The organism is Citrobacter sp. Cm038 (genome assembly GCF_030333105.1).
Taxonomy (GTDB): domain Bacteria; phylum Pseudomonadota; class Gammaproteobacteria; order Enterobacterales; family Enterobacteriaceae; genus Citrobacter; species Citrobacter murliniae.
The window spans coordinates 422,571-444,542 of record NZ_JAOWGO010000025.1; the positions used below are offsets into that span (position 1 = coordinate 422,571).

At 48.4% G+C, this 21,972-nt stretch carries 25 protein-coding genes and 1 tRNA gene; 14 read left to right on the forward strand and 12 right to left on the reverse strand.

What is annotated here, in order from left to right; translation table 11 throughout:
- Positions 1 to 49 precede the first annotated feature (49 nt).
- Positions 50 to 137, reverse strand: a tRNA-Ser gene (locus OGY01_RS21420).
- Between the two features lie 236 nt (positions 138 to 373).
- Between OGY01_RS21420 and ghrA the strand changes: the two genes are divergently transcribed.
- The 4 genes from ghrA (at position 374) to OGY01_RS21440 (ending at position 3,492) form a co-directional block, all read left to right on the forward strand.
- A complete protein-coding gene (gene ghrA, locus OGY01_RS21425; protein ID WP_286493670.1) occupies positions 374 to 1,312 on the forward strand; it encodes a glyoxylate/hydroxypyruvate reductase GhrA in 939 nt (312 codons plus the stop codon).
- A 281-nt stretch (positions 1,313 to 1,593) separates the two neighbouring features.
- Complete coding sequence (locus OGY01_RS21430; RefSeq protein ID WP_045441550.1) at positions 1,594 to 2,331, forward strand: phosphatase; 738 nt, start codon at positions 1,594 to 1,596, stop codon at positions 2,329 to 2,331.
- 22 nt (positions 2,332 to 2,353) lie between these two features.
- The gene (locus OGY01_RS21435) at positions 2,354 to 2,908 is read left to right on the forward strand and encodes a TorD/DmsD family molecular chaperone (protein ID WP_045441562.1); all 555 of its coding nucleotides are present in this window, start codon (positions 2,354 to 2,356) and stop codon (positions 2,906 to 2,908) included.
- A 101-nt stretch (positions 2,909 to 3,009) separates the two neighbouring features.
- A complete protein-coding gene (locus tag OGY01_RS21440; protein ID WP_045441564.1) occupies positions 3,010 to 3,492 on the forward strand; it encodes a DUF1097 domain-containing protein in 483 nt (160 codons plus the stop codon).
- 45 nt (positions 3,493 to 3,537) lie between these two features.
- Here the strand turns inward: OGY01_RS21440 and csgG are convergent, their stop codons facing one another.
- The 4 genes from csgG to csgD are packed head-to-tail and all read right to left on the reverse strand — an operon-like array spanning position 3,538 to position 5,883.
- Positions 3,538 to 4,371, reverse strand: a complete 834-nt coding sequence (csgG, locus tag OGY01_RS21445; RefSeq protein WP_045441566.1) for a curli production assembly/transport protein CsgG — start codon at positions 4,369 to 4,371, stop codon at positions 3,538 to 3,540.
- Between the two features lie 25 nt (positions 4,372 to 4,396).
- On the reverse strand, positions 4,397 to 4,810 hold the full coding sequence (csgF, locus tag OGY01_RS21450) for a curli production assembly/transport protein CsgF (RefSeq protein ID WP_048221671.1): 414 nt from the start codon (positions 4,808 to 4,810) through the stop codon (positions 4,397 to 4,399).
- Positions 4,811 to 4,835: 25 nt separating this feature from the next.
- Positions 4,836 to 5,228, reverse strand: coding sequence for a curli production assembly/transport protein CsgE (gene csgE, locus OGY01_RS21455; protein ID WP_045441570.1), 393 nt, complete (start codon positions 5,226 to 5,228; stop codon positions 4,836 to 4,838).
- Positions 5,229 to 5,232: 4 nt separating this feature from the next.
- The gene (csgD, locus tag OGY01_RS21460) at positions 5,233 to 5,883 is read right to left on the reverse strand and encodes a biofilm master transcriptional regulator CsgD (RefSeq protein ID WP_045441572.1); all 651 of its coding nucleotides are present in this window, start codon (positions 5,881 to 5,883) and stop codon (positions 5,233 to 5,235) included.
- 761 nt (positions 5,884 to 6,644) lie between these two features.
- On the opposite strand from csgD, the gene csgB reads away from it, so the two are divergent.
- The 6 genes from csgB to OGY01_RS21490 all read left to right on the forward strand — a co-directional run bounded on the left by csgB (position 6,645) and on the right by OGY01_RS21490 (position 10,523).
- Positions 6,645 to 7,100 (forward strand): curli minor subunit CsgB, encoded by a 456-nt coding sequence (gene csgB, locus OGY01_RS21465; protein ID WP_045441574.1) that lies wholly within the window; start codon positions 6,645 to 6,647, stop codon positions 7,098 to 7,100.
- 40 nt (positions 7,101 to 7,140) lie between these two features.
- Positions 7,141 to 7,593, forward strand: coding sequence for a curli major subunit CsgA (gene csgA, locus OGY01_RS21470; protein WP_045441577.1), 453 nt, complete (start codon positions 7,141 to 7,143; stop codon positions 7,591 to 7,593).
- 60 nt (positions 7,594 to 7,653) lie between these two features.
- Positions 7,654 to 7,986 (forward strand): curli assembly chaperone CsgC, encoded by a 333-nt coding sequence (gene csgC / locus OGY01_RS21475; protein WP_075261783.1) that lies wholly within the window; start codon positions 7,654 to 7,656, stop codon positions 7,984 to 7,986.
- 150 nt (positions 7,987 to 8,136) lie between these two features.
- Positions 8,137 to 8,457: a YmdA family protein gene (locus tag OGY01_RS21480; protein ID WP_045441579.1), complete on the forward strand. Its 321-nt coding sequence runs from the start codon at positions 8,137 to 8,139 to the stop codon at positions 8,455 to 8,457.
- 100 nt (positions 8,458 to 8,557) lie between these two features.
- On the forward strand, positions 8,558 to 9,100 hold the full coding sequence (gene ymdB, locus OGY01_RS21485; protein WP_045441582.1) for an O-acetyl-ADP-ribose deacetylase: 543 nt from the start codon (positions 8,558 to 8,560) through the stop codon (positions 9,098 to 9,100).
- On the forward strand, positions 9,033 to 10,523 hold the full coding sequence (locus tag OGY01_RS21490) for a phospholipase D family protein (RefSeq protein WP_136345534.1): 1,491 nt from the start codon (positions 9,033 to 9,035) through the stop codon (positions 10,521 to 10,523). The genes ymdB and OGY01_RS21490 overlap by 68 nt, the downstream gene beginning before the upstream one ends.
- A gap of 15 nt (positions 10,524 to 10,538) precedes the next feature.
- Here the strand turns inward: OGY01_RS21490 and mdoC are convergent, their stop codons facing one another.
- Positions 10,539 to 11,699, reverse strand: coding sequence for a glucans biosynthesis protein MdoC (mdoC, locus tag OGY01_RS21495; RefSeq protein ID WP_200011903.1), 1,161 nt, complete (start codon positions 11,697 to 11,699; stop codon positions 10,539 to 10,541).
- A 271-nt stretch (positions 11,700 to 11,970) separates the two neighbouring features.
- On the opposite strand from mdoC, the gene mdoG reads away from it, so the two are divergent.
- The 3 genes from mdoG (at position 11,971) to OGY01_RS21510 (ending at position 16,329) form a co-directional block, all read left to right on the forward strand.
- Positions 11,971 to 13,506: a glucans biosynthesis protein MdoG gene (mdoG, locus tag OGY01_RS21500; RefSeq protein ID WP_136345533.1), complete on the forward strand. Its 1,536-nt coding sequence runs from the start codon at positions 11,971 to 11,973 to the stop codon at positions 13,504 to 13,506.
- On the forward strand, positions 13,499 to 16,027 hold the full coding sequence (mdoH, locus tag OGY01_RS21505) for a glucans biosynthesis glucosyltransferase MdoH (RefSeq protein ID WP_045441593.1): 2,529 nt from the start codon (positions 13,499 to 13,501) through the stop codon (positions 16,025 to 16,027). The genes mdoG and mdoH overlap by 8 nt, the downstream gene beginning before the upstream one ends.
- 74 nt (positions 16,028 to 16,101) lie before the next feature.
- The gene (locus OGY01_RS21510) at positions 16,102 to 16,329 is read left to right on the forward strand and encodes a YceK/YidQ family lipoprotein (protein WP_045449561.1); all 228 of its coding nucleotides are present in this window, start codon (positions 16,102 to 16,104) and stop codon (positions 16,327 to 16,329) included.
- On the opposite strand, the gene OGY01_RS21515 is transcribed toward OGY01_RS21510, so the two are convergent.
- The 3 genes from OGY01_RS21515 to OGY01_RS21525 all read right to left on the reverse strand — a co-directional run bounded on the left by OGY01_RS21515 (position 16,330) and on the right by OGY01_RS21525 (position 19,085).
- Positions 16,330 to 16,707 (reverse strand): MysB family protein, encoded by a 378-nt coding sequence (locus OGY01_RS21515; protein WP_048221668.1) that lies wholly within the window; start codon positions 16,705 to 16,707, stop codon positions 16,330 to 16,332.
- Between the two features lie 81 nt (positions 16,708 to 16,788).
- Complete coding sequence (gene mdtG, locus OGY01_RS21520; RefSeq protein ID WP_045441598.1) at positions 16,789 to 18,009, reverse strand: multidrug efflux MFS transporter MdtG; 1,221 nt, start codon at positions 18,007 to 18,009, stop codon at positions 16,789 to 16,791.
- A gap of 155 nt (positions 18,010 to 18,164) precedes the next feature.
- Positions 18,165 to 19,085: a Kdo(2)-lipid IV(A) acyltransferase gene (locus OGY01_RS21525; RefSeq protein WP_045441601.1), complete on the reverse strand. Its 921-nt coding sequence runs from the start codon at positions 19,083 to 19,085 to the stop codon at positions 18,165 to 18,167.
- Between the two features lie 220 nt (positions 19,086 to 19,305).
- Between OGY01_RS21525 and trhO the strand changes: the two genes are divergently transcribed.
- Positions 19,306 to 20,358, forward strand: coding sequence for an oxygen-dependent tRNA uridine(34) hydroxylase TrhO (gene trhO / locus OGY01_RS21530; protein ID WP_045441604.1), 1,053 nt, complete (start codon positions 19,306 to 19,308; stop codon positions 20,356 to 20,358).
- A 77-nt stretch (positions 20,359 to 20,435) separates the two neighbouring features.
- Here the strand turns inward: trhO and OGY01_RS21535 are convergent, their stop codons facing one another.
- The 3 genes from OGY01_RS21535 to OGY01_RS21545 all read right to left on the reverse strand — a co-directional run bounded on the left by OGY01_RS21535 (position 20,436) and on the right by OGY01_RS21545 (position 21,955).
- Positions 20,436 to 21,011 (reverse strand): YceI family protein, encoded by a 576-nt coding sequence (locus OGY01_RS21535; protein WP_286493672.1) that lies wholly within the window; start codon positions 21,009 to 21,011, stop codon positions 20,436 to 20,438.
- A gap of 1 nt (position 21,012) precedes the next feature.
- On the reverse strand, positions 21,013 to 21,579 hold the full coding sequence (locus OGY01_RS21540; RefSeq protein ID WP_286493674.1) for a cytochrome b: 567 nt from the start codon (positions 21,577 to 21,579) through the stop codon (positions 21,013 to 21,015).
- A 262-nt stretch (positions 21,580 to 21,841) separates the two neighbouring features.
- Positions 21,842 to 21,955, reverse strand: a complete 114-nt coding sequence (locus tag OGY01_RS21545) for a YceO family protein (RefSeq protein ID WP_003846814.1) — start codon at positions 21,953 to 21,955, stop codon at positions 21,842 to 21,844.
- Positions 21,956 to 21,972: the final 17 nt, after the last annotated feature.

The following is a 21,972-nucleotide window of genomic DNA, read 5'->3' on the forward strand; positions in this document are numbered from 1 at the left end:
CACAGGCGAAAAAAAAGCCCGTACTTGCGTACGAGCTCTTCTTCAAATATGGCGGTGAGGCGGGGATTCGAACCCCGGATACGTTGCCGTATACACACTTTCCAGGCGTGCTCCTTCAGCCACTCGGACACCTCACCATATTGTTGTTCCTGCGTTACCGGAACGGGCGCTAATGTAGGGGAAATGCCTCCCCGACGTCAATCTTCTTTTTGAAAAAAACGTTCATTTACACAAACTTCAATCAACATGAAGCTTAAGTGAGCGGGAATTGCTTTTTTTGCCAGCACACTAAAATTTGTTATTCTGATGTTTCCTTAAGAAATGATGATAATAAGTGCGAGAAAGTTCCGCACAACAATATTCAGGAGGCAATATGGAAATAATTTTCTATCACCCGACATTTGATACAGCCTGGTGGCTGAACGCGCTGGCTAAGGCTATCCCTGGCGCTAATGTCCGTGAGTGGAAATTGGGTGATCATGCGCATGCAGACTATGCGCTTGTCTGGCATCCACCGGTTGAAATGTTGGCCGGAAGAAAGTTAAAAGCCGTATTTGCGTTGGGTGCGGGTGTGGATTCCATTCTAAGCAAGTTGAAAGCCCATCCGGAAATGCTGGACGAGTCGATCCCGTTGTTCCGTCTGGAAGATACCGGCATGGGGCTGCAAATGCAGGAATACGCCGTTAGCCAGGTGTTGCACTGGTTTCGCCGCTTTGATGATTATCAGGCTCTCAAAACTCAGGCAAAATGGCAGCCGTTGCAGGAATATACCCGTGAGGAGTTTTCGATCGGGATTATGGGAGCAGGGGTGCTAGGGGCGAAAGTCGCTGAGAGTCTGCAATCATGGGGGTTCCCACTGCGTTGCTGGAGTCGTACCCGTAAAGCCTGGCCTGGCGTGGAAAGCTTCGCCGGCACTGAAGAGTTAGGCGCATTTTTAAGTCAAACGCGGGTACTGATTAACCTACTGCCTAATACGGCTGAAACGGTGGGAATTATTAACGCCGGGGTGCTGGATCAATTGCAGGATGGCGCGTATGTACTGAACCTGGCGCGCGGAGTTCATCTTAATGAAGACGATCTTCTGGCGTCGCTGAATAGCGGAAAACTCAAGGGCGCCATGCTTGATGTCTATAGCCGCGAACCACTACCGGAGAATAGCCCATTGTGGAAACATCCACGTGTGGCGATGACGCCGCATATTGCTGCGGTAACACGTCCGGCAGAAGCGGTGGATTATATTTCCCGCACGATTTTGAATTTGGAGAACGGTGAAGCCGTAACAGGTCAGGTCGATCGCGTTCGGGGGTACTGATAACAACCCGGCCAGCGCCGGGTTTCGATTTAAATACCCGTCATACTCCAGGCTGGATGTGCGTTAGCTACGGTTGCTCGCCCGAATTACTGACCACAGTATGTTTATTGGGGTTAAGAGGGACATCTCTGTCCCTTACCGTAGGCCAGTCTCCGGCTGGCCAAATTCGTTCCTGACGAATTTGTCACACCCTTGCCGCCTGCCTACAACTCGAATTATTTAGGGTATTAATGGCGTCGATTCCTGCTATCCTTGACCAAAAATGACTACAGGAGAGAGTTATGTATCCCGTTGACCTGCATATGCATACCGTCGCCAGTACCCACGCCTACAGCACCTTGAGTGACTACATCGCTGAAGCCAAACGCAAAGGCGTTAAGTTGTTTGCAATCACCGATCATGGGCCGGATATGGCAGATGCTCCACACCACTGGCACTTTATTAATATGCGTATCTGGCCGCGTATGGTGGACGGGGTGGGAATTCTCCGCGGTATTGAAGCGAACATTAAGAATATTGAGGGGGAGATCGACTGCTCCGGTCCGATGTTCGACTCCCTGGATCTGATTATTGCTGGTTTTCATGAGCCGGTTTTTGCCCCGCATGATAAAGACACCAATACTCAGGCCATGATTGCCGCGATGGCGAGCGGACATGTTCACATGATCAGCCATCCCGGAAACCCGAAATACCCGATTGATTTTACCGCAGTTGCGCAGGCAGCAGCGAAGTACCATGTTGCGCTGGAAATCAATAACTCCTCATTTCTGCATTCGCGTAAAGGCAGTGAAGCCAATTGTCGCTTGGTTGCTGCGGCTGTGCGTGATGCCGGGGGTTGGGTTGCATTAGGTTCGGATTCTCACACCGCTTTCACCCTTGGGGAGTTCGGCGAATGTCGCAAGATTCTGGATGACGTAAACTTCCCCGAAGACCGAATCTTGAACGTATCGCCAAAACGCTTACTGGCGTTTCTGGAATCGCGAGGCATGGAGCCAATCGCGGAATTTGCTGATCTTTAATGTTACTAACTGGAATATATCGATGAACGAGTTTTCTATCCTGTGTCGTGTCCTGGGCTCGCTGTTTTACCGCCAACCGCAGGACCCTTTACTGGTTCCCCTGTATACCATGATCGGTGAAGGTAAACTGTCAGCAAACTGGCCGCTGGAGCAAGACGAGCTGCTGGCTCGTCTACAGAAAAGCTGCGACATGTCACAAGTGGCCGCAGATTATAACGCGTTGTTTGTTGGTGAAGAGTGTGCGGTACCACCTTATCGCAGCGCCTGGGTAGAAGGTGCAACTGAATCTGAGGTGCGCACATTCCTATCTGCGCGGGGTATGCCGCTGGCCGATACGCCAGCCGATCATATTGGCACACTGTTGCTGGCTGCTTCCTGGCTGGAAGACCAGTCTGCTGAAGATGAAAGTGAAGCGCTGGAAACACTGTTTGTTGAGTATCTGCTTCCGTGGTGCGGCACTTTCCTTGGTAAGGTTGAAGCACACGCGAGCTCGCCATTCTGGCGTACCATGGCACCTCTGACGCGCGATGCAATTGGCGCAATGTGGGATGAGTTGCAGGAAGATACAGAAGAATAAATGTGATTTAGATCACTATGTTATGCAACTTGATTTATCATCTTGCATAAATTGTGTGCACGATCTCATTAATATGCCGTTTTTCTGCTAAGATGCGCGGCATGAATATACTTATCTCTATTGCAATCACGACGGGCATTCTCTCCGGGATCTGGGGATGGGTGGCCGTTTCTCTTGGTTTACTCAGTTGGGCTGGCTTCCTCGGTTGCACGGCCTATTTCGCCTGTCCGCAGGGCGGGCTGAAAGGGCTGGGGATTTCAGCGTGCACGCTACTAAGTGGTGTGGTGTGGGCGTTGGTGATTATTAATGGTAGTGCGCTTGCTCCGCATATGGACATCATCGGCTATGTCATTACCGGCATTGTCGCGTTTTTGATGTGCATTCAGGCAAAACAATGGTTGCTTTCATTTGTGCCAGGTACTTTTATCGGCGCATGTGCAACATTTGCAGGGCAGGGGAACTGGCAACTGGTTTTGCCTTCTCTGGCGTTAGGACTTGTATTCGGTTATGCAATGAAAAACAGTGGTCTGTGGCTGGCGTCACGTCGTGAAAATCGGATATCACAATCGCTGACCAGTAAATAATAGAAGCGTGAGGTTTCCCTCACGCTTCCTGTGTTATATCGATAATCAGGATTCCGGCGGCACGGACATATGGCGGTATTTAACCAGGATATCGTTATCAACTTGTTTCTTATCCTGCAAATCCCACAACCCGCGATCAATCCCGTCATTAATCAGGAAGATTACACCAGTTTCAATGGCTGACATCAGACAAAGCATAACCGGTTCGTTAGAGGTATAACCAATTTCTCCTTCCAGAAGACGCTGGTAGTCAATAAAGCGGAATACCCCAGCCTGAACTTCATAAGACAGAATAGTTTTGCTGGTATTGACCGAAGAAAGGATCTCACCAGTACTGACGTTAACTACACGCAGGTTTACCGCTATCTGATCGAGTTGATACTGAGTATCTGCACCAATACCGAAATAGCGCGCACCTACACCACCCGATTTAACGTTACTTTCATAACCGATAATTGACCCTTCTACCATAATATTCGCAGCGGTCAGCGACTGGAGTGGAATGCGGTTATTAATGGCAACAGTGCCATTCTCTTGTGCCGCACGTATGATTTTCCGTTCATTCAGTAAGTTCTGCAATCCCTGGCGTTCCAGCGGAATAAACCAGCGCGAATCTTTCAGTGCAGTAACCAACATTGCCGTGGCGCTTTGCGGGACGGCGGTTGAGAAGTTACTTGCCGGGTAAGGTTTAAACTGACCCGTCTCATCCTGAATATTGTAAACTGAGACAAAGATCTTACCTGTCGGCATTGGCAGATGCGTTAAATCTTTATAGCTTTGGGCCCGAGGCATTAATGTTGGTTTAGCGGCTTCCTGGGGTGGGGATGTTAAGCAACCGCTGAGTAAAAACATGGCAACCAAAATAAGTAAGCGCTGCATGATTTTTTCCTTTCGTGGCTAAGTCTTAGAAATCGGTTGACTGTGTTTGCAAACCCGACACTTCGATAGTCGAAGTTTTCCCCGTTTTTCTGTCCGTGACATTCAATTGCAGTTGTCCATCCCGGTTGGCGATATCGATGATAAAATCATTGGTTACCATCCTCCCCGGCTGACCAGTATTAATATTGGTCAGCAAGCCGCCGAGTATTTGTGACTGGATAGCCTGGGTAAAGTTATCCAGTGCTGAAGGGGTTTCAAACCCAAAATCATCACCACTCGGATCTTTATAAGAGTTTTGTGCCTGGGCGCTATTCAATAAAAAAGCACCGTTGTTAGGGTTGCCACCAAAGTTCGGGTTGCGGAACTGGAAAGTCATGTTTCCGGCCCAACTTAATGGTGAAATCAGCATGAGCAAAACGACTGCATGTTTGACACGCATGAAAGCCTCCGGACAAAATCATGTTTTAGAATTCATCGCGCGCTAAATCGCTCGTGCTTAATAGGGTCTGATCTATTTGCCGGCGACTTAATGCTTCCTCAGTTTGTGCCAATGCGAAGACCACTGTTTTTTCGAAGTCTCTTTTCGTTGGGAATAAAAAAGTCTGGAAGATAACGTCCTGATTAACCGTTATTGTGATCCAACTTCCCCAACGTGCACTGGGCCTTTCATTGATGGTTAAATTTCCTGTGTACTCGCTTTCCCACTTGTCACTAAATGCACGATAAAAATCATGCCCAATTGAGGAGACAGTGTGGTCAGTTAACAGTCCGGGTACCTCCACTTCTACAGCTGCGTGTAGATTCCCGGCAGCCAGGAATAAATTTGCTGCCACAATCCAGGTCAAATAGCGTTTCATGGCTTTATCGCCTGAGGTTATCATTGGCCCATGAGACCGCCTGCGTACGATTTTTGACAGCTATCTTTTTGAAAAGATTATAAAGATGCGTTTTTACCGTATTCTCACTGATAAACAGTGAGCGTGCGATCTCAATATTTGAGGCGCCGATACGCAGTTTATTAAGGATCTCTTTTTCACGATGAGTGAGTAGTGCCGACTCCGTGCTGTTATAACGGTAGTTTCCAGAATGAGTGATTAAGTAACTGGCCAATTTCTGCGAAAAGTAGCATTCGCCTCGCAAGACACCTTGCAACCCGCTAACGACACGCTGTTCATCTTCTGCTGCGTAAAACACACCATTGATATGCGGCCAGTTTTCGATATCCCGGTAAGGATAATCATCGGGTGTATTCAACAATAACGTCTTTATATTGTTGTTTTTACGGCTTAAATTATCTTGCCAGTAATGGATCAGTTTTTTATCTGCCTCCATCATATCCAGTAAAACAATGCAGCTAGCGGATATATCATCCAGAGAACGTTGAATATTATGTAGTTTTCCAGATAACGCCAACGATTGTTTTAAATGCTGTAATAATGCAGTTGCCTGCAGAGAGGGTTTAGTGATCAACAATAATGTATGACCATGAATACTATGGACTTCATTAAACATGATGAAACTCCACTTTTTAGTCGCACACCCGACAGCTGTCTCTACTAAAATAGAGGCACCAGAAGTACTGACAGATGTTGCACTGCTGTGTAGAAATAAAATATCGACCCACAGGGGTGAAAATATTAAAACAAATGGACTTCAACTGATTTCAATCTAGCTATTACAAATCTTAAAGCAAGTGTTAAACTTGTTACAGAATGTAAAATTATATATTAAAATGTGATTTTGTGGTTTTTATTGAGTTTAGATTTGATAGTAAAGTTGTACATTTCACTGTTATTGCACAGATTTAAAAAATCATACAAATTATATTAATTGATTGATTTATATGGTTTTAATTTATATTTAGTAAGTTTTATCATTCTAATGAATTTCGATTATTTTGCCTCGCTTTACGTTGAACAATTTTAGATAGAAAAAAATGATGTTTGTCACGACTTGTACCTGCAGCTATCGCGAGGCCGCGCTGCGAGGCCCTGAAATCGTTGAATGCAGCTTTTTTCTACCATTGCATAGAAATGCATAACCAGCGATTGTCCAAAAATAAAATCGATACATATAACAGCGTTGTTGGCTCTTAATTAGTACTTTGGTGTGAATCTAAATATAAAAATACCACTCGCGGGTGAGTTATTTAAAATGTTTCAACGGACATACTCTTCATCGTAACGTGGCGTTAACAAAACAAAGTCATGTTAACAACAAAATTGAGTGGTAAATAATTTAACTTCATGTACGACCAGGTCCAGGGTGACAACATGAAAAACAAGTTGTTATTTATGATGTTTACAATGCTGGGTGTGCCTGGGATTGCATCCGCAACAAGTTATGATCTGGCTAATTCAGAATATAACTTTGCGGTAAATGAATTAAGCAAGTCTTCATTTAATCAGGCAGCCATTATTGGTCAAGTTGGCACTGCGAACAGTGCAAATACTCGACAGGGGGGCTCAAAGTTATTGTCGGTCATTTCTCAAGACGGTTCAGGTAACCGGGCTAAAATAGACCAGACAGGATCATATAATCTTTCTTATATTGATCAGGCGGGTAGTTCTAATGATGCGAGTATAAAACAAGGTTCTTACGGTAATACGGCTGTTATTATCCAGAAAGGTTCTGGTAATAAAGCAAATATTACCCAGTACGGTACACAAAAAACAGCAGTTGTGGTGCAGAGACAGTCGCAAATGGCCATTCGCGTGACTCAACGCTAATCCATTAACGACGTTTAAATCAATCCGATGGGGGTTTACCATGAAATTTTTAAAAGTGGCAGCATTCGCAGCAATCGTTGTTTCTGGTAGTGCTCTGGCTGGTGTTGTTCCGCAATGGGGCGGTAGTGGTCATCATAACGGTGGTAATAACAATGGTCCGGACTCATCAATGAGTATTTACCAGTATGGTTCTGGCAACATTGCGAATGCGCTGCAAAGTGATGCACGTAAGTCCGATGTGACCATCACCCAGCATGGTCGTGGTAACGGGGCAACCGTTGGACAAGGTGCTGATGACAGTACCATTAGTCTGAAACAAACAGGCTTCAGTAACAGCGCTGACATCAATCAGTGGAATGCTAAGCATGCTGATATCAGCGTGACCCAATACGGTGGCCGCAACGGTGCAGTGGTTAATCAGACAGCGTCTGACTCCAATGTTCTGGTTCGCCAGGTTGGTTACGGCAACAACGCCACCGCAAACCAACATTAATTCAGTCTTCTGACTGAGAATAAACAGGGCGAAAGCCCTGTTTTTTTTCGGGAGAATATTATGCATACGCTATTACTTATTGCCGCGCTCTCAAATCAAATTACGTTCAATACAACCCAGCAAGGCGAAATGTACACCATCGTTCCTCAGGTAACGCTATCGCAGCCGTGTGTGTGCCAGGTACAAGTTCTCGCTTTACGGGAAGGGAAAAGTGGACAAAGTCAAACTCAGCAGAAAACAACCCTTTCTATACCCGCTAATCAACCGATCGATTTAACAAAACTTAGTTTAAATATATCAACTGAGGATTCGGTTAAAATCGTTGTTACCGTTTCGGACGGACAATCTCTGCATCTCTCGCAACAGTGGCCTGACTCAACCAGTCACTCATGATTTTTGATGTATTTGCATAATGGGTGTGGCTGGTAATGCGCTGCTGTTCTATGAATATAGAAACGTTAATACGTTTTTATTTGTCCGTTAACCGCAGCGGTGAAGGACCACACCGATACCTCAAGGATGGTTAATCATTGAGGAACCCATATGCATACATTAGCAAAAAGTATTTTAGGTACCAGCTTGTGTGTTTTTTCTCTTTATACGGTCTCCGCAATCGCCCAGCAAATCACATCTGGCGGGGTTATTCACTTCCGTGGTGAAATAGTTGAACCGCCTTGTGAGGTAAACACCCATCAACAGCAGATTGAATTGTCATGCATACGTGACGGCGAAATGTACAATAGTCGCTTTAGCGGACAGCAGGTGACGATGGCTCCTCAGAGTTTTAAGCAACTAGCCTCGGTGAAAATGCATTACCTCAATACGCAGAAAAGCCTGGCTATTCTTAGCATTGAATATAAATGAACCGTTCTGGCGTAGATATGCAGCCGTTTCGTTAAAAAGTAAGATTTCATGGAAAACCCTGCTGTACACTTAGTAGAGAGTGTTTTGTCAGGGGAATCTTATGCAATCGCGTGTTCATGTGTTACATGGCGACATTACGACTATAGCTGTTGATGTGATCGTCAATGCCGCCAACTCTTCTCTGCTGGGTGGTGGAGGCGTGGATGGGGCAATTCATCGCGCAGCCGGGCCTGCATTGTTGGAAGCCTGCAAACAAGTAATACAGCAACAGGGAGAATGTCCAACCGGACATGCAGTGATTACCCTGGCCGGATCTCTGCCCGCAAAGGCGGTGATCCATACTGTGGGACCTGTCTGGCAAGGGGGCGGTCATCACGAAGCCGAACGCCTTGAAGAGGCCTATTTAAATACCCTGCAACTGGCATTGGCCAATGGGTATCAGTCCATTGCTTTTCCGGCAATCAGCACGGGAGCGTATGGTTATCCGCGCGCAGCAGCGGCGGAGATAGCGGTGAATACGGTACTGAAATTTATCACTCGTCGGGCGTTACCTGAGCAAATTTACTTTGTTTGCTTTGACGATGAAAACACCCGGCTTTATAACAGATTACTCACCCAACAAGGCGATGATCACACGGCCTGATATGACGCGACTCGAGCGTGCCATTACCCCTCTTTGTGCAAGCCATCCTGAACGATGCGGTATTCTTACGCTGGATGATAGCCTGGATGCTTTCGCGGCTCGCTATCGGTTAACTGAAATGGCGGAACGCTCACTGGATGTACAGTATTACATCTGGGAAAACGACATGTCCGGGCTATTGCTGTTTTCGGTTCTGTTAGCTGCGGCGAAAAGAGGTGTGCGCGTTCGTTTGCTGCTGGATGACAACAACACACCGGGTCTGGATGATACGCTGCGCCTGCTTGATAACCATCCTAATATTGAAGTTCGCCTGTTTAATCCCTTTTCGTTTCGGATACTGCGCGCTCTGGGCTATTTAACCGACTTTGCCCGACTTAATCGCCGCATGCACAATAAAAGCTATACCGCTGACGGCGTCGTGACTCTCGTCGGGGGGCGCAATATTGGTGATGCTTATTTTGGCGCAGGCGAACAACCGCTGTTTTCCGATCTCGACGTGATGGCCATCGGCCCCGTAGTTAAAGAGGTCGCGGATGATTTTGAGCGTTACTGGCAGTGCCGTTCTGTTTCAACGTTACAGAAAGTACTGGAGCTGTCTGAACCTGAGCCGACCCAGCGTATTGAATTGCCTGAATCCTGGTACAATGATGATATTACTCGTCGCTACCTGCATAAGCTGGAAACCAGCCAGTTTATGACCAGTCTGGACCAGGGGGCCTTGCCGCTGATTTGGGCAAAAACGCGCCTACTCAGTGATGACCCGGTAAAAGGTGAAGGGAAGGCGCCGCGTCATTCGTTGTTGCCCCAGCGTTTATTTGATGTCATGGGATCGCCTACTGAGCGCATTGATATTATTTCCGCCTATTTTGTGCCGACCCGGGCTGGCGTGGCGCAGCTTCTGCGTCTGGTCAGGAAAGGGGTCAGGATTGCTATTTTAACGAATTCACTGGCGGCGAATGATGTTGCTGTCGTCCATGCTGGTTATGCGCGCTGGCGAAAGAAACTGTTGCGCTATGGTGTGGAGTTGTACGAACTTAAACCAACCCGCGATCGGGCCACTGTGTTACACGATCGCGGGTTAACTGGTAACTCAGGCTCAAGCCTGCATGCGAAAACCTTCAGTATTGATGGTCGAAAAGTCTTTATCGGCTCGCTAAATTTTGATCCACGTTCAACGTTACTCAATACCGAAATGGGGTTTGTCATTGAGAGCGAAGTGCTGGCCGCACTGATTCATAAGCGTTTTATGCAAAGCCAGCGTGATGTCGCCTGGCAATTGCGCCTTGATCGCTGGGGCCGGATTAACTGGGTCGATCGCCAGCACGACACGGAAGTGGTGCTAAAAAAAGAACCCGCCACAGGATTCTGGAAGCGGGTTCTGGTGAGACTTGCGTCACTGCTACCTATTGAGTGGTTACTTTGAACCACGCAATGTCAGCTAACCGGCAACGGCTTTGCTTTTATCCTGCTTAACAGGCGGTTTACCCGAGAAGAGAAATTTCAGAACCGGAATACGTAAATGGATTTCGTACAGTATCAGCGCAATTCCGACCACAAATAGCAGCCCACACAAAAAGCCCAGAATATTCGATGAGATATGCGGCGTGATATAGGCGCCGAAAAACAGCGTTAACGGATGGTGTACCAGGTAGATAAACAACGACGCGTTTACGAAATAGGTGACGCGGGCTGACTGGAAATTCAACAAGCGGTAGCCGAGTGAAAAGACAACGTTAACCATCCACAGGCCCATGACCATGGTTATCACATATTCGGTTTCGTACATCCAGGCATCGCCGTTTCCGTAACGCTGATTAAGCAGATAGGCGACGAACGCGGATCCTGCGGCTAACGTGCAGCCACGCGATGGCGTAGTAAACAGCGCTTTTAACCTGGGATTGATAAACGCCAGGGCGCCAAGCATAAAGAAAGGCACATAAAACAGCGTTTGCATGATGATGAAATTAAACATGCCGTCACTGAGAATAGAAGGATAGAGGATAAAAATTGTCCGTCTGATAACGGCATATCCCACGCCAAGCAACAAAAAAACTAGTGTTAGCTTAGTCATTGAAGCAGGTGCTGAGCTCGAGTCATCTGCGCTTGTCAGCCGTTTTTTCATTTGGCTGAATACCCACATGCTTACGGTCGTTAAAACGACAAGGACCAGTAAAAACCACAGATGTGAAATAAGCTCCCACGCAAGCGCGTTGTATTTATCGTACCCGCTGAGAGTATGCCAGCTGTCTGCTTTTCCCTTCACAAATTGCAGCATGATAAATTGCGGCAGCGTAAGCAACGGAATCGCGGTTAACATAGGGATCCCCACACGTTCAACACGTACTTTCCACCAGCGTTTTAATGGGTAACGCAAAAAAAGCATGTATGAAAAATAACCCGAAATAACGAAGAAAACCTGCATGCGAAACGCATGGATGAAGTCGTTAAAAAGGGTCAGCCACCACGATGGCTCTGCACTGTTCACATGCCAGGTATGTGTGGAGTAGATCAATGAGATATGAAAGGGGATACCCAACAACATCAGCCAGGCGCGGATGGAGTCAAGAAAGTATTCACGCGGTGGAGATACAGAGCTCATAGACAGTTACGTATTCTCAGACTTTTCGTCTTATCCCTAAGGCGAATAATGGTTACATTCGAGGCCAACCCTACACGAAGTCTTACAACCTGTCTCCAGGATAAGCACGCAAAGTGAAAACAGGCATACGAACCTGATTAAACCATGAGCCAGCGCGCGAACAATACAGGGATTCAGTTGTCGGATTACCCGATTATCCATTAAAATGGATCGGATCAATATAAGCACACAAAGGGGGAAGTGCTTACTAATTATGAAACATAAACTACAAATGATGAAAATGCGTTGGTTGGGTGCAGCAGTCATGTTAACGCTGTATACATCATCGAGCTGGGCATTCAGCATTGATGATGTTGCTAAACAAGCTCAATCCTTAGCCGATAAAGGCTATGAGGCGCCAAAAAGTAACTTGCCCTCCGTTTTCCGCGATATGAAATATGCGGATTATCAGCAGATCCAGTTTAATCGCGATAAAGCCTACTGGAGTAACCTTAAGACCCCATTTAAGCTCGAATTCTACCACCAGGGTATGTATTTCGACACGCCGGTCAGAATCAATGAAGTTACCGCCACAGCGGTAAAAAAAATCAAATACAGCCCGGATTATTTTAATTTTGGCGATGTCCAGCATGATAAAGACACGGTAAAAGATCTCGGTTTCGCCGGGTTCAAAGTGCTGTATCCGATCAACAGCAAAGATAAAAACGATGAAATCGTCAGCATGCTCGGTGCCAGCTATTTCCGCGTCCTGGGTGCAGGTCAGGTTTATGGCCTGTCTGCGCGAGGTCTCGCTATTGATACCGCTCTGCCTTCGGGCGAAGAGTTTCCCCGCTTTCGTGAGTTTTGGATCGAACGTCCAAAACCAACTGATAAACGTTTAACCATTTATGCCTTGCTGGACTCTCCGCGTGCGACCGGAGCGTATCGCTTTGTGATTATTCCTGGGCGTGACACGGTTGTGGATGTTCAGTCCAAAGTTTACCTGCGCGATAAAGTGGGCAAGCTGGGCGTAGCACCGCTAACCAGTATGTTCCTGTTCGGGCCGAACCAGCCGTCTCCGACGACTAACTATCGTCCGGAACTGCATGACTCTAACGGTTTGTCTATCCATGCTGGCAATGGCGAGTGGATTTGGCGTCCGCTGAATAACCCGAAACACCTCGCAGTGAGTAGCTTTGCGATGGAAAATCCGCAAGGATTCGGCCTGCTGCAGCGTGGTCGTCAGTTCTCCCGTTTTGAAGATATCGACGACCGCTACGACTTGCGTCCGAGCGCCTGGATCACGCCAAAAGGCGACTGGGGTAAGGGTAAAATTGAGTTAGTTGAAATTCCAACCAACGATGAAACGAACGATAACATCGTTGCCTACTGGACGCCGGATCAACTGCCTGAAGCAGGCAAAGAGATGAACTTCAAGTACACCCTGACGTTCACTCGCGATGAAGATAAGCTTCATGCCCCGGAAAGTGCCTGGGTACAGCAGACTCGCCGCTCAACAGGTGATGTCAAACAGTCAAATCTTATTCGCCAGCCTGACGGCACCATTGCATTTGTGGTGGATTTCGCCGGTGCAGATATGAAAAAACTGCCGCAGGACACCCCTGTCACCGCGCAAACCAGCATTGGTGACAACGGTGAGATCGTTGAAAGCACAGTGCGTTATAACCCGGTCACTAAGGGTTGGCGTTTGATGCTGCGCGTGAAAGTGAAAGATGCGAAAAAACCCACTGAAATGCGTGCTGCGTTGGCCAATGCCGATCAGACGTTGAGTGAAACCTGGAGCTACCAGTTACCTGCCAATGAATAAGACAACTGAGTATATTGACGCAATGCCGCTTTCGGATACCGAGAAAGCAGCACTGCCGAAAACTGACATCCGCGCCGTTCATCAGGCGCTGGATGCCGAGCACCGTACTTACGCGCGCGAAGATGATTCACCGCAGGGGTCTGTTAAAGCTCGCCTTGAGCAAGCCTGGCCGGACTCTCTGGCCAAAGAGCAGTTGATTAAGGACGATGAAGGGCGTGACCAGTTGCAGGCCATGCCAAAGGCAACACGCACTTCGATGTTTCCCGACCCCTGGCGTACTAACCCGGTAGGCCGTTTTTGGGATCGTCTGCGTGGACGGGATGTGACACCGCGTTATCTTTCACGTCTGACGAAAGAAGAACAAGAGAATGAACAGAAATGGCGTACCGTTGGGACGATCCGTCGTTACATTCTGCTGATCTTAACATTGGCGCAAACGGTCGTTGCGACCTGGTATATGAAGACAATTCTTCCGTATCAGGGCTGGGCGTTCATTAATCCTGCAGACATGATGGGGCAGAATCTGTGGGTTTCCTTTATGCAGTTGCTGCCCTATGTGCTCCAGAGCGGGATACTTATTCTGTTTGCCGTCCTTTTCTGCTGGGTATCTGCGGGGTTCTGGACTGCTTTGATGGGCTTCCTGCAACTATTGATTGGGCGTGATAAGTACAGTATTTCAGCCTCAACGGTAGGGGATGAACCTCTTAATCCTGAGCATCGTACTGCGCTGATTATGCCTATCTGTAACGAGGACGTTGACCGTGTATTTGCGGGTCTGCGTGCCACGTGGGAGTCGGTTAAAGCCACGGGCAATGCCGAGCATTTCGATGTCTACATTCTGAGTGACAGCTATAACCCTGATATCTGCGTAGCGGAACAAAAAGCGTGGATGGAGTTGATTGCTGAAGTGCAGGGTGAAGGGCAGATTTTCTATCGCCGTCGTCGGCGTCGTGTGAAGCGTAAAAGCGGTAACATTGATGATTTCTGTCGTCGTTGGGGGAATCAGTACAGCTACATGGTGGTGCTGGATGCGGACTCGGTGATGAGTGGCGACTGCCTGACCGGCCTGGTGCGTCTGATGGAGGCGAATCCAAACGCCGGGATTATCCAGTCTTCACCAAAAGCATCCGGGATGGACACGCTGTATGCGCGCTGCCAACAGTTTGCTACTCGCGTGTATGGCCCGCTGTTTACCGCCGGACTTCACTTCTGGCAGTTGGGTGAGTCGCACTACTGGGGTCACAACGCGATTATTCGCGTGAAGCCGTTTATCGAGCACTGTGCGCTTGCACCGTTACCGGGTGAAGGCTCGTTTGCAGGATCGATCCTCTCCCATGACTTCGTGGAAGCTGCATTGATGCGTCGTGCAGGGTGGGGCGTGTGGATTGCTTACGATCTGCCGGGTTCTTATGAAGAGCTGCCACCGAACCTGCTGGATGAACTCAAGCGTGACCGACGCTGGTGTCACGGTAACCTGATGAACTTCCGTTTGTTCCTGGTTAAAGGGATGCACCCGGTTCACCGTGCGGTATTCCTGACCGGCGTCATGTCCTATCTGTCGGCTCCGCTGTGGTTTATGTTCCTCGCGCTCTCAACTGCACTGCAGGTGGTTCATGCGCTGACGGAACCACAATACTTCCTGCAACCGCGCCAACTATTCCCGGTCTGGCCGCAGTGGCGTCCGGAGCTGGCGATCGCGCTGTTTGCCTCAACGATGGTGCTGTTATTCCTGCCGAAGCTGCTGAGTATTTTACTCATCTGGTGTAAAGGGACGAAAGAGTACGGCGGATTTATCCGTGTAACACTGTCATTGCTGCTGGAGGTTCTGTTCTCCGTGCTGCTGGCGCCGGTGCGTATGCTGTTCCACACGGTCTTCGTAGTGAGCGCATTTCTTGGCTGGGAAGTGGTCTGGAACTCACCGCAGCGCGATGACGACTCCACCCCGTGGGGCGAAGCGTTTATGCGTCACGGATCTCAATTGTTGCTGGGTCTGGTATGGGCTGTGGGTATGGCGTGGCTGGATCTGCGCTTCCTGTTCTGGCTGGCACCGATTGTCTTTTCGCTGATCCTGTCGCCGTTTGTTTCCGTGATATCCAGCCGTTCAACGGTGGGGTTACGAACTAAACGCTGGAAGCTTTTCCTGATCCCGGAAGAGTATTCTCCGCCTAAAGTGCTGGTGGATACTGACAATTATCTGGTGATGAATCGTAATCGTTCGCTGGATGACGGCTTTATGCATGCAGTGTTTAACCCGTCATTTAACGCGCTGGCAACGGCGATGGCCACCGCACGCCATCGTGCCAGTAATGTGCTTGAAATTGCACGAGACCGTCACGTGGAGCAAGCGCTGAACGAAACGCCGGAGAAACTGAATCGCGATCGCCGCCTTGTGCTGTTGAGCGATCCGGTGACCATGGCACGTTTGCATTATCGTGTCTGGAACTCACCGGACAGGTATTCTTCGTGGGTCAATTATTACCAGGGGATCACCCTGAACCCGCTGGCGCTCAGGAAAAAATAAACGTTCTGACGTGAAAATACCGGCCCTGGGCCGGTATTTTTTTATACTGAATACAAAAGGTCATGAGGTATCAGGTGCGAATACTGGTTGTTGGAATAATGGTCTTACTCCTGAGTGGATGTGGCAGCATTATTAGCCGGACGATCCCGGGGCAGGGGCACGGCAATCAATACTATCCTGGCGTCCAGTGGGATGTCCGGGACTCGGCATGGCGTTACGTCACCATCCTCGACCTGCCATTTTCGCTGGTGTTTGATACGCTGCTGCTGCCACTCGATATCCACCATGGGCCTTATGAGTAATTATCGCTCATCCCATTCATCTGCTGCTGTCTGACCTTCTTCTGTATCAAGGGGCGGTTCAAGCTGGAATTCCCCCTCATCCCATTCGTGGAGGGTGTTTTCTTCCTGCCATTCCTGGCGAATTTCAATCTCATCATAATCGCCATCAAAAACGCTTTGCGCCGCTTCGCCGCTCAGCATTGGCAGACATTCGCCACCTTCGTCATCTTCGTCAGCGAAAAATTCGGCCTGCCACATGATGTCGCCATCCTGTAGTACGTATTTTTGTACGTTCAGTTGCTGAACACTGGCTTCGTCAGGTTCAAGATCGGGGTTATCAGCCAGAAACTCTTCACGGGCTGCATCAATGGCTTCTTCCAGCGTGGCATACATAGTCATCAGAGTCTCCCTTTGATTTAATGAGGTATTCAGGGAAATAATAGTTGATTCTCTGATATAGCAAGTATTAATGCGTAAAAATCATCCTGGGACCTGAGCATCTCGGCGGCGGCGCAGACTGTTCCACGAATAGATAGCGTTGAATAATACGATGCCCGCAGTCACACAGAAAACGGCACGGAAACCATAGTTTGCCGATATGGCGGCCCCCATCAGTGGCCCTGTCACGTTGCCAATATCCCGAAATGACTGGTTATAGCTGAATATTCGCCCGGCTATCTGGTTAGTTGAGTTATAGACCAGCAGGGTTTGTACGGCAGGTAGCAGAGCACCGTCGGCAGCGCCGAGTAAAAAGCGCAGAACGCCAAGCTGCCACGGCGTCTGTACTAATGACATTGGGATCAGTAGCAGCACTGAAATAACCAATGCGACAATCAGGATTTTCTCCGGGCCAATTCTGTCGCCTAACTTGCCGAGCCTGGGTGCACTAAGCAGGGCCGCCACCCCAGGAACTGAGGCAATCATCCCGCTGATAAAGGCGATGTTGCTGACGTTACCGGCAAGTTCGCGTACATACAACGTCAGAATAGGTGCAATAGAGCCAGTCGCTACCTGAATGATCAACGTCGTGACAAACAGGCTCAATACCAGCTTAGGATTCTTTAATGAAGCGACGACCTCCCGCATATGCAGCATTTCTTTCTTACTCACCGGCCGGAAATTCTCACGGATAAAAAATAACGTCAGAATAAAACAAAGCAGCAGTACGCTGGCGGTAATGAAGAAAACTGGACGCAGCCCAAAATGGTCGGCGAGTAACCCGCCCGCCAATGGGCCAAGCAGGGCGCCACTGACGCCCCCGGTGGAAAGTGTACCCAGCGCCCAACCGCTTTTATTGCGCGGAACCTGCGTGGCGATCAGGGCATTGGCGTTGGGAATGAATCCCCCCAGAAGTCCGAGCAGGGCGCGCAGGACAAGGAACTGCCAGATATTTTGCGCCAGCCCCATTAACAGCATCACGATCGCCATGCCCAGCGCTGAACGCAATAGCATTATTTTTCTGCCCTTTCTGTCAGCAAGCCCCCCCCAGAAAGGTGAGGCGATAGCAGAAAAGAGAAAAGTGATGCTAAAGACCAGGCCTGACCACATATTTAAGGCGCTATGACCCGTCACGCCCAGATTTTCGACATAGAGCGGTAAGAAGGGCATGACCAGGCTAAATGCCGCGCCGGTCAGGAAACAACCCAGCCAGGCAACAGTGAGATTGCGTTTCCAGTTTATGGGGACATCAGAGGGTGACATAGCGATCCGCAGTGTGGCGCGCTGTTTGCGCTATTGTTTGAATATTAAGTAAGCAGGCTAATTATGCGCCTGGTTTATAGGCGCTGCAATGCGGATAGCAGTTAAACCTAAAGAGGTTATCTGAGGTGTTGCAGCCCGGCGGGCTGCAAGGCGTTTCAGTAAAGGGAAGGGGCACCTTCAGGACGTGTTTTAAAGCGACGGTGTAGCCACATATATTGCTCCGGTGCCATCATGATGCACTTCTCAACAATTGTATTCATCCAGGCAGCAGTGGTCTCTGCGTCGTCCAGAGGTGGGGAACATTCCGGAGGCAGCATAATCAGTTGGTACCCTTTGCCGTCGGGTTTACGGCGGGGAACAAACGGTACCAGACATGCATTGGACAGACGTGAAAGCATCCAGGTCCCGGAGGTCGTTGCGGCTTGTTCAACGGCAAACAGAGGAACAAATACGCTGGATCGCGGACCGTAGTCATGATCCGGCGCATACCAGACCACTTCACCTTTTTTCAGCGCTTTGATCATCCCTTTCAGGTCTTTGCGATCGAGCATTGATTTATTGGAGCGCATACGCCCCCAGGTTTGTAGCCAGTCGAGAAGCGGGTTGTCATTGGGGCGATAAACGCCGATCCCGGGTTCCTGTAAGCCAAACTGACGAGCACCCAGCTCAAGCGTCAGAAAGTGCAGCCCGACAAGCAGGATCCCTCGCTTCTGCGCCTGAACGTCACGGATATGTTCCATTCCGATAACTTCAGTCCAGCGTGAAATTCGGCGATCGGACCAAAACCAGGCCATTCCGGTTTCTATCACGCCCATACCTACAGATTCGAAGTTTTTTACCACCATCTGCTGGCGTTCCTGTTCACTCATCTGCGGGAAGCACAGCTCGAGATTCCGGGAAACAATCTTTGCCCGACGCTTCATTACACGTAATGCCAGGTGACCTAATGCACAGCCTAACTTATAGAGGAGCGGATAGGGTAACTGCACGATCAACCAAAGGATGCCAATACCTGCCCAGGTTAACCAATAACGTGGATGCAATAATGCAGTCGAGAACTTGGGTAAATTCGTCATGTCTATCCTGTCTTTAAACGACCAATTCCCTGTATTGTCGCATTTTTTCGCGCGTATCAAAAATTTGTGACGCAGGAACGGTCATTAAATCATCATTTGTTGTTGTGTTTTTATCGTGAAGTATGAAATGTAGCGTAAAATGTGTGGATGTAAATTGGCGATGTTTGCTTTATGATGCCGGCCGATTTTCAATTTTTACTTCCTGCAGGATACGTACACCATGCCAGTGTTACACAACCGCATTTCGAATGACGCGCTCAAAGCCAGGATGCTGGCAGAGTCTGAGCCGCGAACGACAATCTCGTTCTATAAATACTTCAACATCGTCGAGCCTCAGCACACGCGTGATGCGCTGTACCAGATGTTCACCGCGTTAAATGTCTTCGGACGGGTTTATCTTGCGCATGAAGGGATTAACGCACAAATCAGCGTGCCGCAAAGTAATGTTGAGAGATTCCGCGATCAACTTTACGCTTTTGATCCTGCATTTGCCGGACTTCGTCTGAATATTGCACTGGATGATGACGGAAAATCATTCTGGGTACTGCGCATGAAGGTCCGTGATCGAATTGTGGCTGATGGTATCGATGATCCTGGCTTTGACGCCAGCAATGTTGGTGATTACCTGAAAGCTGCAGAAGTGAACGCCATGCTCGACGATCCAGACGCGGTATTTATTGATATGCGCAACCACTATGAATACGAGGTTGGCCACTTCGATAATGCGCTGGAAATTCCTGCAGACACTTTCCGCGATCAACTGCCGAAAGCCGTCGAAATGATGCAGGAACATAAAGATAAAAAAATAGTGATGTACTGCACAGGTGGAATTCGTTGTGAGAAGGCCAGTGCCTGGATGAAACACAACGGATTCAGCAAAGTATGGCACATTGAGGGGGGCATTATTGAATATGCGCGTAAAGCGCGTGAGCAGGGGCTACCCGTGCGTTTTATCGGCAAAAATTTTGTATTTGATGAACGTATGGGAGAGCGAATCTCTGAAGATGTGATCGCGCATTGTCATCAATGTGGTGTGGCATGCGACAGCCATACTAATTGTAAAAATGATGGCTGCCATTTGCTGTTTATTCAGTGCCCGGCATGTGCAGGCAAGTATAAAGGCTGCTGCAGCGAACTGTGCTGTGAAGAAAGTGAATTGCCAGAAGAAGAACAACGCCGCCGTCGTGCTGGTCGCGAAAATGGCAATAAAATCTTCAATAAATCTCGTGGTCGCCTGAATACGAAACTGGGTATTCCGGATCCAGCGTCATAACATTGTGCCGCATGGGACATAAAGTCTTATCCGGCCTGCAAAACTCACTTTGCAGGCCGGATAAGACGCGCGAACAATTACTTCTGCTGTACGCCTTCCACCGAAATGATTAAATCGACTTCCTGCGAAGCAGGGCCGAGATCGGTGGTGATGTTGAAATCTTTCAGCTTAATTTTTCCTTGTGCTTCAAAGCCTGCGCGCGTACCACCCCACGGATCGCCACCTTGCCCTGTCAGCTTTGCATCCAGCGTTACCGGTTTGGTCACGCCGTTAAGGGTCAGATTCCCGGTGATATCAAGCTCGTTACCCTCTTTCTTCACGCTGGTAGAGGTGAAGGTCGCCTGTGGAAATTTAGCGACATTGAGGAAATCTGCGCTTCGCAGGTGTTTATCACGTTCAGCGTGATTGGTGTCAACGCTGTTGGTGTTAATGGTGACATTTACTTTATCGGCGGCAGGATTTTTCTCGTCGAAGGTAAACGAGCCATCGAAGTCTTTAAACGTGCCGTACAGCCAGCTGTATCCCAGATGCTGAATACGGAAATTAACAAAGGCATGTTGTCCCTCTTTGTCGATTTTGTAATCTGCCGCGATAGCAGAACCGGTGGTGAATAACAGAGAGATGAGGGCGAGCCCCAGCAGGCTTTTCTTCATTTTATGCTCCAGAGTCAGATGACGATCTTCCCAACATGCGATTAAGGGTATCGTCGTTATCGATAAAGTGATGCTTCAGGGCCATCAGGCCATGCAGAAGGGATAAAACCACTACGCTCCAGGCCAGCCAAAGATGCAGACTACCGGCAAGATCGGCCTGTGCTCCCGCGTTAGCGAGCGTGGCGGGAATTTCAAACCAGCCAAAAACACTGATAGATTTACCGTCAGCGGTAGAAATCAGATAACCGCTGATCACAATAGAAAACAGCAGGATATATAACGCGAGGTGACCCAGTGCCGCAGCGAGGCGAGTTAAACGGGAATAGCTTTTCAGCGCCGGGGGCGGAGGGGAGAAAATCCGCCAGGCAATGCGGATGACCAACCCCATCATGAGCAGTACACCGATGCTTTTATGCAGTTCCGGGGCCTGGTGGTACCAGCCATCGTAATAGCTGAGTGTTACCATCCATAAACCCAAACCAAACATGCCATACACGGCAATAGCAATCACCCAGTGTAATGTCGCAGATACGACGCCATAGCGCTGTGGACTATTATTGAATTGCATAAACACACCGATAGATATTACAGGAGTGAATGAAAATGGCGTGAAAAAGACATTAATGCAACTAATAAATAACAATGGTGATGATATTTATTTTTAATTCAATAAATTTGATTTATTTACAAGGTAAACATCAGCGGATTAGTGTGAGTGGGCAGACTATGGCTTAATTTAAGGGTGTTTGTTGGTTTGTTTGTTATTCAGTTTATTGCAATGAAAATTAAGAAATTATAAATTTTTGTCAATTACTGTCAGTATTCTCTGGTCAGAAAAACATAATATATATAACGTCCATAATGGCCAGCAGTGACCATAAAATAATGTAGAGCATAAAATGCTCGCGAATATTATTAACCAGGTAATGAAAGATGCGACGCATCAAAAGTATTCCTTAAA